Raw genomic sequence first — 13,198 nt, 5'->3', positions numbered from 1 at the left:
AAAGGTGTTACCAGGCGTGAAACCAGCCCAGGGTAATCATCGCCAGCACTCCATAACGGCCGGCCTTGGCCAGGGTCACCAGCAGCAGGAAGCGCCAGAACGGCTCACGCATGATGCCGGCGATTAGCGTCAGCGGGTCACCGATCACCGGCATCCAGCTGAGCAGCAACGACCATTGCCCCCAGCGCTGGTAGCGCTGCTGCGCGCGCTCCAGCTGGGCAGGGCTGAACGGGAACCAGCGCTTGTCACGCAGATGCTCGATGGCCCGGCCCAGCACCCAGTTGACCACCGAGCCCAGCACATTGCCCAGGGTCGCCACCAGCAGCAGGGTGGCCCAGGCCTCGGGCTGGCGCAGCAAAAGGCCGACCAGCACGGCCTCCGATTGCAGCGGTAGCAGGGTGGCGGCGCCGAAGGCGCTGAGGAACAGCGCCCACAGGCTGAGCATCAGTAGTTGGCGACCACGGTGTCCTTGCCGTCCTGGGTCACGCCGATGACCTGGTAGGCATCCTTGTGGTCACCCATTTCCATGCCGGGCGAGCCCATGGGCATGCCCGGCACGGCCAGGCCCTTGAGGTCGTTGCGCTTGGCCAGCAGGCGCACCTGCTCGGCCGGCACATGGCCTTCGACGAACTTGCCATCGATCACCCCGGTATGGCACGACGCCAGGCGTGGCGCCACGCCCAGGTGTTGCTTCACCTCGCTCATGTTCGGCTCGACATGGTCGTTGACGGTGAAGCCGTTGTCGCGCAGGTGGCTGATCCAGGCCTTGCAGCAGCCACAGTTGGGGTCGCGGTAGACGTCGATGGTCTCGGCAGCCTGGGCCAGGCCGGTGATGGCCAGCAGGCCCAGGGGCAGCAGGTGTTTACGCAGCATCATGAAACACTCCTTCAAAAACGTGGGCGGATACCGGCGACCAGGCCTGTGCCTTGCTCGCGCCCGGTGTCGTTGCGGCCCCAGGGGCGGTCCGGTATCCAGCGGTTGGCCAGCAGCATAGCGCAAGCGGCCTTCAGGCGCAGCGCGGCCTGTTGCCCTTCACCAGCGTTGCCAGGCAGCCAGTCTACCTGCCAGGTACTGGTTCCGGATGCCGGCCTGTCATCACGCTGGCTAACGTGCGGCACACCTATCTGAGAGCCTGCTTGATCATGACCCTACCACTGGACTGCCTGTTGTACTCCAAGACCAATCTGATCGGCATCGGACCAAACCTGTCCGAAGAGGAACGCCTGGACGTGCAAACGTTGCTGGACCATGCCGATGAGTTCGCAAGCCGCTTTCTCGACCGGGACGAACTATGGAAAAGCTGGTTCGACCGCTTCCGCAATCGCCTGGAGAAACATGGCTGCGTAAGGACGGCCGCCCTGGAGTTACCGCCCCAGGTCATCAGGGACCATGACGATTTCGATACCAGGCTCGAGCCCATCGGCACAGGCAGCACACCGACGCTGTTGGCCCAACTGGCGCGCGCATCCATGCAGGAACTGCGAATCAGTGCACACGCCAGCAAGTTCCTGCAGTCGGGTTGGCAGAACGACGTCGCCTCATCCTTTCTGATCACACCCTGCCAGAAGGACGAGGAGGGCCAGATCCATCTGGCGGTCTACTCGTTTCGCTTCAATGGCACCGTGGAGATGCGCGACTTCGGATTCTGGAGCGAGACCCAGCGTGACATCGTCGTGTGGAACACCGGCACTGTTTATCGTTTTGACGTGGAACGTTTTGCCGGTTTCCGTCAGCAGATTCGTAAAGAGTTGGGCGACCGACGGCTTGGTGCCGTTACCAGGATCGAGCTCTAGCCACAGCCACCTTGCTCAAGCTGGCAGGTCACGCATCAGCAGGCCATATGCCAACGGCACCTGCTCGGGAACAGGAAGGTAGATGGTGTGGCCATCGCCTGGGGCGACCTGAAGCGGTTGCTGCTGGCCGTTGCTCATGTGCTCGAGATCGAAGTGGTAGTTGCCGCGCGGGGTCATCAGTTCCAGGTGGTCGCCCACGGCGAAGCGATTCTTCACCTTGACCTCGGCCAGGCCGTCGACGCGTGCCCCGGTCAGCTCGCCAACGAACTGCTGGCGCTCGGACACCGAGTTACCGCGCTGGTAGTTCTGGTATTCGTCGTGCACATGGCGGCGCAAGAAGCCTTCGGTGTAACCGCGTTGGGCCAAGGATTCGAGGTTGTCCATCAGCGAGCGGTCGAATGGTCGCCCGGCCACCGCATCGTCGATCGCCTGGCGGTACGACTGCACGGCGCGGGCGCAGTAGAAGTGCGATTTGGTACGGCCTTCGATCTTCAGCGAGTGCACGCCCATGGCGGCCAGGCGCCCGACGTGCTGGATGGCGCGCAGGTCCTTGGCATTCATGATGTAGGTGCCGTGCTCGTCTTCGAACGCCGGCATTTCGGTGCCGGGGCGGTTGCTTTCCTGCAGCAGGAATACCTGCTCGGTCGGTGCACCCAGGCCCAGGGTCGGCTGCACTTCGCGCACGATGTCGCCGGTGGCGTTCTCGGTGGCAGGTGTGGCGTCGTATTTCCAGCGGCAGGCGTTGGTGCAGGTGCCCTGGTTGGCATCGCGCTTGTTGAGGTAGCCCGACAGCAGGCAACGGCCGGAGTAGGCCATGCACAGGGCACCGTGGACAAACACCTCCAGCTCCATGCCCGGCACCTGCTGGCGGATTTCCTCGATCTCTTCGAGCGACAGTTCGCGCGACAGGATTACCCGGCTCAGGCCCAGTTGCTGCCAGAATTGCACGCTGGCCCAGTTGACCGTGTTGGCCTGCACCGACAGGTGCACCGGCATCTGCGGAAAATGCTGGCGTACCAGCATTATCAGGCCTGGGTCGGACATGATCAGCGCGTCCGGTGCCATCTCGATCACCGGCGCCAGGTCCTTGAGGAAGGTCTTGAGCTTGGCATTGTGCGGGGCAATGTTGACCACCACGTAGAAGCGTTTGCCCAAGGCATGCGCCTCCTGGATGCCCAGGGCCAGGTTGGCATGGTCGAACTCGTTGTTGCGCACCCGCAAGCTGTAGCGTGGCTGGCCGGCGTAGACCGCGTCGGCGCCATAGGCGAAGGCGTAGCGCATGGTCTTGAGGGTGCCGGCGGGGGCCAGCAGTTCGGGCTTGGCGATAGGGTTCATGTGCGCACCGGAGCAAAAGGCGCGGATGCTAGGGCTGGCAGATACGGCGCGTATTGATTTGCATCAAGGAAATGGCGGCACTTTTGCCAAGGCGCGGTGCACTAATAACGCATAAGCCATGCGAGGACCCGCGATGAACCAGACCGCCCTGCAGAACAAAGCCCTGGCAGTACTGCTGGCGCTGGTGACCATTGCCTTCATCTGGATCCTGCTGCCGTACTACGGTGCGATCTTCTGGGCGGTGATACTCGGCATCCTGTTCGCCCCGCTGCAGCGCCACCTGCTGCTGCGTTTCGGCCGAAGGCGCAACCTGGCTGCGGCGGCCACCTTGCTGGTGTGCCTGCTGGTGGCGATCCTGCCGGTGATCATCACCAGCGCGTTGCTGGTGCAGGAGGGAGCCGCCCTGTACCAGCGCATCGAGCACGGGGAGCTGGATATTGCCGGTTATGTCGAGCGCGGCAAGGACATGCTTCCGGCGTTTGCCCAGCAGGGCCTGGACAGCATGGGCATGGGCAACCTCGACGGGCTACGCGACAAGATCAGCAAGTGGGCCACCCAGGGCAGCCAGGTGTTGGCCAGCCAGGCGTTCAACTTTGGGCAGGGCACGTTCGAGTTCGTGATCAGCTTCGGCATCATGATGTACCTGTTGTTCTTCTTCCTGCGCGAAGGCGCGGATGTCGCCCGCCAGGTGCGTCTGGCAGTGCCGTTGCCCGAACACCAGAAGCGCCGTTTGCAACTGAAGTTCAACCGTGTGGTGCGGGCGACGGTAAAAGGCAACGTGCTGGTGGCCATTACCCAGGGGGCGCTGGGCGGTTTCATTTTCTGGGTGCTGGATATCCCGAGTGCGCTGGTATGGGCGGTGCTGATGGCGTTTCTGTCGCTGTTGCCGGCGGTGGGGGCGGGGATCGTGTGGGCACCGGTGGCGGCGTATTTCCTGCTGACCGGTGCGATTTTGTCGGGGGTGATACTGACCGCGTTCGGTGTGCTGGTGATCGGTCTGGTGGACAACTTGTTGCGGCCGATCCTGGTGGGCAAGGACACGCGCATGCCGGACTACCTGATTTTGGTGTCGACGCTGGGCGGGCTGGCGGTGTTCGGGCTCAACGGCTTCGTGATCGGGCCGTTGATCGCGGCGCTGTTCGTGTCGAGCTGGGCGATCTTCGCGGCAACCAAACCCCGGGTGCAGTTGCCGGAGTAGGGGCGGGCCTTGCTGGGGCTGCTTTGCAGCCCATCGCCGGCAAGCCAGCTCCCACAAGTACAGCGTTGTTCTCAAGATTGTCGCTGGACCTGTGGGAGCTGGCTTGCCGGCGATGGGCCGCAACGCGGCCCCCATGGCCGGGTCAGGATGTTTGCGGCATCTCACCCTTGGCCAGGCGCCGGTTGATGTCGGCGATCACTTCGGGCAGTTCGTTGATGGTGTCGATCAGGTAGTGCGGGCGGGAGCCGGCGAACAGGGCGTGGATGCGCTGGCGCTCGCTTTCCAGCTTCTCGGCGCTCAGCGCGCGGTAGCCTTCCCAGGTCAGCCCCAGGGCATTGCCCGAGCACACCAGGGCCACGGTCCACATGCCGGCACGGCGGCCTTCGAGAATGCCCGGCACGGTATCGTCGACCTTCACGCACGCCGCCACGTCGTCGATACCCAGCGCGATCACGTTGGCCAGGGCCTGGGCCGGCCATGGGCGGCCGTTCGGGGTTTCGTCGGTGGCCACCACATGGTCGGCCACGTAGCCGTTCTGCGCGGCCAGCTCCACCACCTTGTCCATCACCACCTTCGGGTAGCCCGAGCAAGAGCCGATCTTCAGGCCGTCCTGGCGCAGCCCGGTGAGAGTGTCCAGGGCGCCGGGGATCAGCGCCGAGTGCACGGCGATCTTCTCGATCTGCAGCGGCATGAAGCGGTTGTAGATGGCGGTGACATCATCGTCGGTCGGGGTACGGCCGAACACCTTGCGGTAGCGCTCGGCAATTTCCGGCACATCGCACAGGGTGCGGATGTGGTCCCACTTGCCCATGCCCATCGGGCCACGGGCTTCTTCGATGGACACCTGCACATCGAATTCGGCAAAGGCTTCGACAAAGATCTGGGTCGGGGCGAAGGAGCCGAAGTCGACCACGGTGCCGGCCCAGTCGAGGATGGCGGCTTGCAGCTGGGTAGGGTTGCTGTAGTTCATGTGCGCTTGTTCCTGAAATTGGGTGGGCAAAGGGTCAGATGTCCAGCACTTCCATTTCCCGCAGCACCTCGGCCACGGCATTCACGGCGGCCTGCATGCCATCCGCTCCGACCACGCCGATGCAGCCGACACGGAAGGTTTCCACCTGGGTCAACTTGCCCGGGTAGAGGATGAAGCCCTTGGCCTTGACCCGCTCGTAGAAGTCCTTGAACTGGTAGCGGGGATCGTTCGGTGCGTGGAAGGTGACGATGATCGGCGCCTGGATCTCGGCGGGCAGGAAGCTGCGCAGGCCGATGGCGGCCATGCCGTCGAGCAAGGTCTTGCAGTTGTCGGCATAGCGCCGGTGGCGTGCCGGCAGGCCTCCCTCCTCGTTGTATTGCTGCAGCGCTTCGTGCAGGGCAGCGACCACGTGGGTCGGCGGGGTGAAGCGCCATTGGCCGGTCTTGGCCATGTAGGTGTGCTGGTCGTGCAGGTCCATGGCCAGCGAGTGGGCGTTGCCTTCGGCAGCGGCCAGGGCGGTTTTCTCGGCAAACACGAAGCCCATGCCAGGTACCCCTTCCAGGCATTTGCCGGAGGCGGCGATCAGCGCCTCGAAGGGGATGGCGCGGGCATCGATCGGCAGTGCGCCGAACGAGCTCATGGCGTCGATGATCAGGCGCTTGCCGTGGCCTTTGACCACTTGGGCGATCTCGGGCAGCGGGTTGAGGATGCCGGTGCTGGTTTCGCAGTGGATCAGCGCGACATGGGTGATGGCCGGGTCGGCGGCCAGCAGGCGGTCGACGTCGGCGGCGGTGGTCGGCTGGTCTTCGGCGGTTTCGAAGGTGCTGTAGGCACGGCCCAGCACTTTGCAGATCTTCGCCAGGCGCTGGCCATAGGCGCCATTGATCAGCACCAGGACCTTGCCGTCACGCGGCACCAGGGTGCCGATGGCCGCTTCCACGGCGAAGGTGCCGCTGCCTTGCAGGGGCACGCAGTGGTGGCTGGCGCTGCCATCGATGATGGCCAGCAGTTGCTCGCAGACACTGGCAGTCAGTTGGTTGAAGTCGCGGTCCCAGGAGCCCCAGTCCACCAGCATGGCTTGGCGGGTGCGGATTGATGTGGTCAGGGGACCGGGGGTCAGCAGAATCGGGGCGTTGCTCATTCCGTTATTCCTCACAAGCGGTGGGCTGAAACTACGGGGCCTAGGTTGCAATTGGCGCTGTCATCAATCAAATTGTTTGTTGTTATCCGAGCTATAAGTAAGGCCGATAAATATGAACCTGTTCCAGTTGCGTGCCTTCGATGCCGTGGCCCGTGAGGGCAGCTTCACCCGTGCCGCCGCACGCCTGTTCATCAGCCAGCCGGCAGTGACCGGGCACGTGAAGGCGCTGGAGGAGCACTACCAGATCACCTTGCTGCGGCGTACCGCGCGGCGGGTTGAGTTGACCGAAGAGGGCACCCGCCTGGCAGCCATCACCCGCGCCATGTTCGGGCTGGCCGAAGAGGCGCAGGCCATGCTCGAGGCTAATCGCCAATTGCTGACCGGGCGCCTGGAGGTGGCGGCCGATGGCCCGCACCGGGTCATGCCGATGCTGGCGCTGCTGCGCGAGCGCTACCCGGGCATTACCGTCAACCTGCGCTTGGGCAATGCCCAGGAAACTTTGGCGGCATTGCTCAGCGAACATGCCGACGTGGCCGTGCTGACCGAGATCGAGCCGCGCAAAGGCCTGCATTTGCAGAACCTGTGCGAGTCGCGGTTGTGCGCCTTGCTGCCGGCGGGGCATGCCTGGGCCAGCGGCGAAGGTGATTTGCCGCTGGCCGAGCTGCACCAGCAGATCATGGTGTTGCGCGAGCCCAGCTCCACCACCCGGCGCACCTTCGACAAGGCCTGCAGCAAGGCCGCCGTGCAACCTCGGGTGCTGCTGGAGCTGGATAGCCGCGAGGCGGTGACCGAAGCGGTGGCCTCGGAGCTGGGCATTGGCGTGGTGTCGTCCACCGAAGTCGCCAATGACCCGCGGGTAGTGGCGCGCCCGCTGGCCGGTGACGGCCTGGTCAACCAGCACCTGATCGGCTGCCTGGAGCGCCGCCGTGAGCTGCGCCTGATCCAGGCGTTCCTCGGCCTGGCGGCAGGGCTGTGATGGCTGTTTTCAACGGGGCGGCCTAAGATGGCCGGCATTGAGCCGACAGGACCGTTGATGAGCGAGAAAGACACCATTTCCATGCAGCTGGTACGCGAGGCGCTGTTGCAGACCTGCCCCGCTGGCGAGCCCGATATCGGCTTGCTGGCCCGGGCGGGTATCGCCGTCGAACAGCTGCACCTGCCTGCGGCGCGAGTCAGCGCCGAGTCCTATGCCCGGCTCTGGCGCCTGCTGGCGCGGCGCTGCAACGATGAGTTCTTCGCCATGGACCCGCGCGGTCTGCGCAGCGGCAGCCTGGCGTTCATGTGCCGTGCCAGCATGGGCCAGCCGACCCTGGGCGCTGGCCTGGAAACCGCGCTGGCGTTTCTGTCACTGATGCTTGAAGACCTGCAGCCAAGCCTGGTGCGCCAGCAGGGCCTGGCCGAAATCGTCATCAATGAACCGCGTGACACCCCGCGCCGCGCTTTCACCTATTTCACCTTCTGGATGATCGTGCACGGTGTGACCTGCTGGCTGGCCGGGCGACGTATCCCGATCCTGGCCATCGATCTGCGCTGTGCCGAACCGCCGTTCTGCGATGACTACCGGGTGATGTTTTCGGAAAACCTGCAGTTCGAGCGCCCGCGCACACGCATGATCATCGCTGCCGAATGCCTTGAGCTGCCGCTGCGGCGCAGCGAAGAAGAACTGCAGCGTTTTCTGGCCGAGGCGCCGGGCAACATCCTGGTCAAGTACCGTGACCCGGCCAGCCTCGGGCGGCGCATTCGCACCGACCTGCTGCGCCTGGATCCGGGGCAGTGGCCCGATGGTGACAGCCTGGCGCGGCAGTTGTGCCTGTCGCCCTCTACCCTGCGCCGGCGGCTGGCCGAAGAGGGTCAGAATTACCAGGGGTTGAAGGACAGTGTGCGGCGTGAGCTGGCGATTGCCTGGCTGAGCCAGGAAGACGCAGCCATGAGCGAAATCGCCGAACGCCTGGGCTTTGCCGACAGCAGTTCGTTCTACAAGGCGTTTCGCAAGTGGTTCGGCTGCAACCCCGGGCATTACCGTGCGCTGATCCTCAAGCGCGGCAGTGGCGGCTAGGGGACCACGCCTTCCCGCTGCCGGCCGCCGCCGCTGGCAAGCATCGTGACGAGTCGATCACTGACCAGGAAATCGACGATGTCTCAACCTGCCTTGCATCCCAAGTTGCTTCACCCCGCCGAAGACTTCATCGCCCAAAGCTTGCCCGCCTGGTTGAAGGCGGCCAAGCCCAAGCAGCTTGCCAGGCTGCAACTGCGTTTCAATGCCTATCTTGCGAGTCAGAGGCAGATGGCAGGGTTCGCCGACCGCCTGCAGCCTCTGGACCGGTTTGCCAAGCAACTGTTCGAGCCTGCCTTGCGTCAGGACAGCCAGCTGAAGCTGCAGGTTGACCTGGACAAGCTGGTGTGGCGCGAAACACGCGCACGGCTGGATGTGAGAACCGGCTTGATCCCTGATTATCAACCGTACTTCGTGCGCATGCCGGCCTTGCAAAAGCTGTTGCAGAACTTCAAGGCCAACGAGTCCTTCTTCCTCGGCACCGCCTTGACCCTCCCGGGAGCCCACCAGGACGAGCAGGTGGTGAGCGAAGACATCGACCGGATTGTCAGCCTGTGCCGCCAGGTGGATGTCGGCAGCGCCTACCAGCGGCACCTGGCGCAGGTATTGACCCCTGACTATGAAAAAGCCCTGACCACCGACCGGCGCCTGGAACTGGCCGTGGCGGTCGAGATCGCGGCCATCAAGCAGCAGCTGGATCCGCAAGACCTGCTGCTGCTGCGTGTCGCGTGCAAGGATGAACACGCCGTGATCAAGGGGCCGCTGCAGCTGGAGATCGGTGCGCTTCAGGTCCTTGGCTGCCGGGTGGATGGCGCGCTGGCGGTTGAATTGATCGAGCAGTCCCGCCACCAGTCCACGTTTCCCTTCGGGGTACCTGGGCGCTTGAAAAGAGTGATCCTGTACACCCCTGACGATCAGGCGCAACCCCTGCGCGCGTTCACCAACTGGGATGAGGCGAACCGCGTCCTGGCCTCGGCGATGGGCAACCAGGACTATCGGCAGGCATTCGTGCGGCGCATTGCCTTGGGTGATCGCGCCACTTGTGAGCAGGCCCAGGCCACCCGCTTGCAGGATGCACAACCTGACCTGGAACCCCGCAGGGTGTTGGAAGCGGGGGACGGTTTTGCGTCGATGGCCGCCTGGCACATTCAGCGAATCAAGGCCGATGGACGTTTCCTAGCGGTGCCCACCGCCCAGGCCGATGACGCGGCTTCGGAGCAGCGCCTGGACGAGCTCAAAGGCGCCGGCCTGGTATTGCTCAACCTGGCGGGCCTGTTCGTGCCGGTCATCGGGGCTTTGCTGCTGGCGGACCTTGCCAGGCAACTGTTGACCGAAACTTTCGAGGGCGTGCGTGACTGGCAGTTGGGCCATCAGCATGAGGCCTTGATGCATATGCTTCAGGTGGCATTCAGCGTGGCAACCACCGGTGCGGTGGTTGTCGGTGCCCACCTGGCCCGCAGCGCATTCGTCGAAACCCTGGAGCCGGTCATCACCGAAGATGGCCGGCAACGGCTGTGGCGCAATGAGCTGGCGCCTTACCAGGACACTACTCCACCCGTTCAGCTGACGGAGCTCGACAACGGCTTGCTCGCCGAGGGTGAGCGCCATTGGTGGCGGTTGAATGGAGCCTTGTATCGGGTAAGGCAAACCGCCAATGGCGTCTGGCGCTTGCTGCATGCCGACGGTGAGGCAGCGTTCGGGCCGGTGCTGGAACGCTGCTCTGCGCGTGGCTGGCGGCTGGCTTATGAGCGGCCACTGGAATGGCAGGGCGCCGCGCTGTTGCTCGGGCGGCTCTGGCCGGCTGCGGCCGCGATGGACGCTGTGCGGGTGGAGCAGGTGCTGAAAGTCGCGGATGTCGACGAGGCCTACCTGCGTGGCCTGCTGGTGGAGCGGCGAGCGATGCCAGTGCAGCTGCGCGATACCTTGCAGCGCTTTGCCGTGGACGCGCGCGCGCAAGCCTTTTTCAGCCGGCTGGAAGCGGGGGAGGCCGATACCGATTCCGACTTGTGGCAATGGTGCATCGAAAGGCTGCAGCTGCAGGATGAAACCGTCGAAGAACAGGCGCTGTCGATCGGTGACGCGGCAATCGAGTTGCGTGAGGCGATGCTCGAGCATTTCTCCGGGCTTTACCTGGCTGACGACCCGCTGCTGGGCTTGATCCAGCGCGACTTCCCGACGCTGCCAGAAGCCTATGCCCTCGATGTGCTGGAGCAGGCCACCGAGGCTGTGCGCTTGCGCATGCAGGCAGAGTCCCGTCTGCCGCTGGCGTTGGCTGAGCAGGCGCGGGTGGCCCTGCAACTGGCGCGCCTGACCCGCATGCGCGAAGCGTTGTACCTGCAAGGCAGTTACCGGCCGGAAGTGGTGGCGCTGGCCTTTGCCCTGCTGCGTCGGCATGGCCCCGGCGCTGCCGGGTTCAACCTGGTGTTGCGTCGTGACCCGTATGCTGGGGCGGCGATGGAACGGCTGTTCGCCGAGACCGACCTTGAGCAGGACGTGGTGCTGGTCAGGCGGGAAGGGCGCTTCCAGCTCTACAACGACAGAGGCTTGCCGGATGAGCGCGAGGTCGCCGCCCCCGAGGGGCTGTTCGAGGTGCTGGCCGCTTGCCTGCCCGTGGAATACCGGGTGCGACAGGGTTGGAATGGCACCGATGCGCCGACCAGAATCCGCGAGCAGATGCAGGCCTGGCTACCCGGTGACCGGCAGGCCCTGCTGCGCCTGCTCGGCTGGCGGGAGGCAAGGCCCATGGCATCGCCCATGCAGCGTTTGGCCGATGGCCGAGCGGGCTATCCACTGGGTGGCTGCCAGTCGTGCATCGGCTCGCCGGAGCGTGTGGTGCGGCAGCGGGTGCGCGCCTTGTACCCCGGTATCGGGGATGTCGGCGTCGATCGCTATGTCCAGAGCCTGTTGGACATGCGCGGGGGCCTGTTCGAGAACCTGCTGCGTGTCGAGCAGGAGTACCGCCGCCTGGATGACAGCTTGCTGGCCTGGGTTGCAGAGGTGGCGGGCAGCGCCAGCCGCGCACGCCGACGCGTCGCAGATTCGTTGCGGCGTGCCTGGCAGATGCGCAGCGACCGCGCCGTCGGGGCTATCGGCAACGATGCGGTGCTCAGCCTGAGCATCGTCGCCGTACCGGTGGGCAGCCTGCCTGTATTGCCGATCGGGACGGACTTCTCGCACGTGTCGGAATTGACCCTGTCGGCGCTCGGTCTGGATGCCATCCCGCCGGGGTTCCTCGCCTGCTTCCCCGATCTGCTGTGCCTGGACATGAGCGACAACGCCTTGCGCGCGCTACCTGCGGGGCTGGAGCGTTTGACCGCCTTGCGCCAGTTGCTGATGCCGCGCAACCGTATTCGTATCTCGGAGCCGCAGGCCAATGTGCTGACTGGCCTGGCGCTCTTGCGTTCGCTGGACCTGAGTGACAACCCGCTCGGCGACATCAGGCTACAGTTCGAGCGGTTGCCCAGCCTGCGGATCCTGCGTTTGAACCGGGTGCAGATGACGGCGCTGCCCTGGGGCCTGGAGTGGTGTGGCCTGTTGGTGTTCGCCGACCTTCGCAACAACCAGATAGCCGAGTTGCCGGCAGCCTTGTTTCAGGCCCCGTTGCAGTTGCGCCGTGCCATGCACCTGGAGGGCAATGCACTGCCAGTGCAGGATCTCGATCGCCTTTATGCCGCCGAACGCCTGCTGGCCACGCCCCGCCCGCAACGGCACGCCCCGGCCCGGGAACAATGGCTGCAGACCCTGGACCCAGCGGCGCGGCAGGAGCAGCAAGGGAAATGGGATGCGCTGAATGCCGAGCCCGGCAGCCTGGCTTTCTTCGAGCTGCTCAGGCAACTGACGAGCACGGCCGAATTCAGCAAGGCGCCGGCCGAACTCGGGTTCAGGGTATGGGCAATGCTGGATGCCGCCCATGCCGATACCACCACGCGCATGGCGCTGTTTGACCTGGCAGCGGAGCCCACCACCTGTGTGGACAGCGTTTCCACGGTGTTCAGCCGCCTTGAGGTGCGCATGCATGTCGAGCAGGCCACCCGCGGCGGCGACCCGATCTCGACCCGCTCGGCACGCCTGCAGCTGGCCAAGCGGCTGTTTCGCGTGCACTGGGTGGAGAAAATCGCCCGGCGCGAAATCGACGCCCGCTACCAGGATGGACGCTGGAGCCACGGGAACCACGATGAAGAGGAGGTGGAGGTCAACCTTGCCTACCTCAGCGGCTTGGCCCAGCGCCTGGACCTGTTGGGCCAGCCTCGCCATATGCAGTTTGGCAGGCTGGCCAACGTGTCGCCCCTGCAACTGGACGAGGCCTTCAAGGAAGTGCTGGAGGTGGAGGCGGGCGAGCAACGGATCGTGTTCATCAGCGAGCGTGATTTCTGGTTGCCGGTACTGCGGGCAGAGCATCCGGATGACTTCGAAAACCTGGAAACGCAATTCACCGTTCGGCTGGAGGCATTGGACGAGCAAAGGGAAGCTTTGACCAGTGACGAGTACTGGAACCTGAGCAACGCTCTGCGCGACGAGCGCGAGCAGGCCCTGGCCAGCCTTGCCCAGCGCCTTACGCGCGAAGCGTTCATGGTGCCAGAGGCAAAGTGACGGCCCTTCAGGGGCGGCACGCAGTGTGCCGCCCTGCTTCTACCGCAGGGGTTCCCTCTGCGCAAGCACCGGCAGGTTGCACACCATGCGTGGCTTTCGACAGTCATCCAGGGACCTG

General features: G+C 64.7%; 11 protein-coding genes. 5 read left to right on the top strand and 6 right to left on the bottom strand.

Features of this window, described 5'->3' with window-relative positions; all coding sequences use genetic code 11:
• Positions 1–7: 7 nt before the first annotated feature.
• The 3 genes from IMX18_RS15735 to IMX18_RS15725 are packed head-to-tail and all read right to left on the bottom strand — an operon-like array spanning position 8 to position 1,118.
• On the bottom strand, positions 8–445 hold the full coding sequence (locus IMX18_RS15735; protein ID WP_013971818.1) for a YqaA family protein: 438 nt from the start codon (positions 443–445) through the stop codon (positions 8–10).
• Positions 445–873 carry a DUF411 domain-containing protein gene (locus IMX18_RS15730; RefSeq protein ID WP_100413507.1) on the bottom strand — a complete coding sequence of 143 codons (429 nt, stop codon included), beginning with the start codon at positions 871–873 and terminating at the stop codon, positions 445–447. Before IMX18_RS15730 ends, IMX18_RS15735 begins: the two co-directional genes overlap by 1 nt.
• A gap of 14 nt (positions 874–887) precedes the next feature.
• Positions 888–1,118: a hypothetical protein gene (locus IMX18_RS15725; RefSeq protein WP_015269642.1), complete on the bottom strand. Its 231-nt coding sequence runs from the start codon at positions 1,116–1,118 to the stop codon at positions 888–890.
• Positions 1,119–1,142: 24 nt separating this feature from the next.
• Between IMX18_RS15725 and IMX18_RS15720 the strand changes: the two genes are divergently transcribed.
• Positions 1,143–1,793 carry a hypothetical protein gene (locus IMX18_RS15720; protein ID WP_015269643.1) on the top strand — a complete coding sequence of 217 codons (651 nt, stop codon included), beginning with the start codon at positions 1,143–1,145 and terminating at the stop codon, positions 1,791–1,793.
• 15 nt (positions 1,794–1,808) lie between these two features.
• On the opposite strand, the gene trhP is transcribed toward IMX18_RS15720, so the two are convergent.
• Complete coding sequence (gene trhP, locus IMX18_RS15715; RefSeq protein WP_015269644.1) at positions 1,809–3,128, bottom strand: prephenate-dependent tRNA uridine(34) hydroxylase TrhP; 1,320 nt, start codon at positions 3,126–3,128, stop codon at positions 1,809–1,811.
• A gap of 133 nt (positions 3,129–3,261) precedes the next feature.
• On the opposite strand from trhP, the gene IMX18_RS15710 reads away from it, so the two are divergent.
• A complete protein-coding gene (locus IMX18_RS15710) occupies positions 3,262–4,326 on the top strand; it encodes an AI-2E family transporter (RefSeq protein WP_061302789.1) in 1,065 nt (354 codons plus the stop codon).
• A gap of 142 nt (positions 4,327–4,468) precedes the next feature.
• On the opposite strand, the gene phnX is transcribed toward IMX18_RS15710, so the two are convergent.
• The gene (gene phnX, locus IMX18_RS15705) at positions 4,469–5,296 is read right to left on the bottom strand and encodes a phosphonoacetaldehyde hydrolase (protein ID WP_015269646.1); all 828 of its coding nucleotides are present in this window, start codon (positions 5,294–5,296) and stop codon (positions 4,469–4,471) included.
• 34 nt (positions 5,297–5,330) lie between these two features.
• Positions 5,331–6,437: a 2-aminoethylphosphonate--pyruvate transaminase gene (locus tag IMX18_RS15700; protein ID WP_015269647.1), complete on the bottom strand. Its 1,107-nt coding sequence runs from the start codon at positions 6,435–6,437 to the stop codon at positions 5,331–5,333.
• Between the two features lie 112 nt (positions 6,438–6,549).
• Between IMX18_RS15700 and IMX18_RS15695 the strand changes: the two genes are divergently transcribed.
• The 3 genes from IMX18_RS15695 to IMX18_RS15685 all read left to right on the top strand — a co-directional run bounded on the left by IMX18_RS15695 (position 6,550) and on the right by IMX18_RS15685 (position 13,080).
• Entirely contained in the window at positions 6,550–7,413 is an 864-nt protein-coding gene (locus tag IMX18_RS15695; protein WP_015269648.1) for a LysR substrate-binding domain-containing protein, read from the top strand.
• Between the two features lie 57 nt (positions 7,414–7,470).
• Entirely contained in the window at positions 7,471–8,493 is a 1,023-nt protein-coding gene (locus IMX18_RS15690) for an AraC family transcriptional regulator (RefSeq protein ID WP_015269649.1), read from the top strand.
• A gap of 78 nt (positions 8,494–8,571) precedes the next feature.
• Positions 8,572–13,080, top strand: coding sequence for an NEL-type E3 ubiquitin ligase domain-containing protein (locus tag IMX18_RS15685; protein ID WP_217190942.1), 4,509 nt, complete (start codon positions 8,572–8,574; stop codon positions 13,078–13,080).
• The last annotated feature ends 118 nt before the right edge of the window (positions 13,081–13,198 follow it).

The organism is Pseudomonas shirazica (genome assembly GCF_015168335.1).
Taxonomy (GTDB): Bacteria; Pseudomonadota; Gammaproteobacteria; order Pseudomonadales; family Pseudomonadaceae; genus Aquipseudomonas; species Aquipseudomonas asiatica.
Note: the sequence above shows the minus strand (reverse complement) of the source record. Positions and strands in the feature narration are given on the sequence as shown.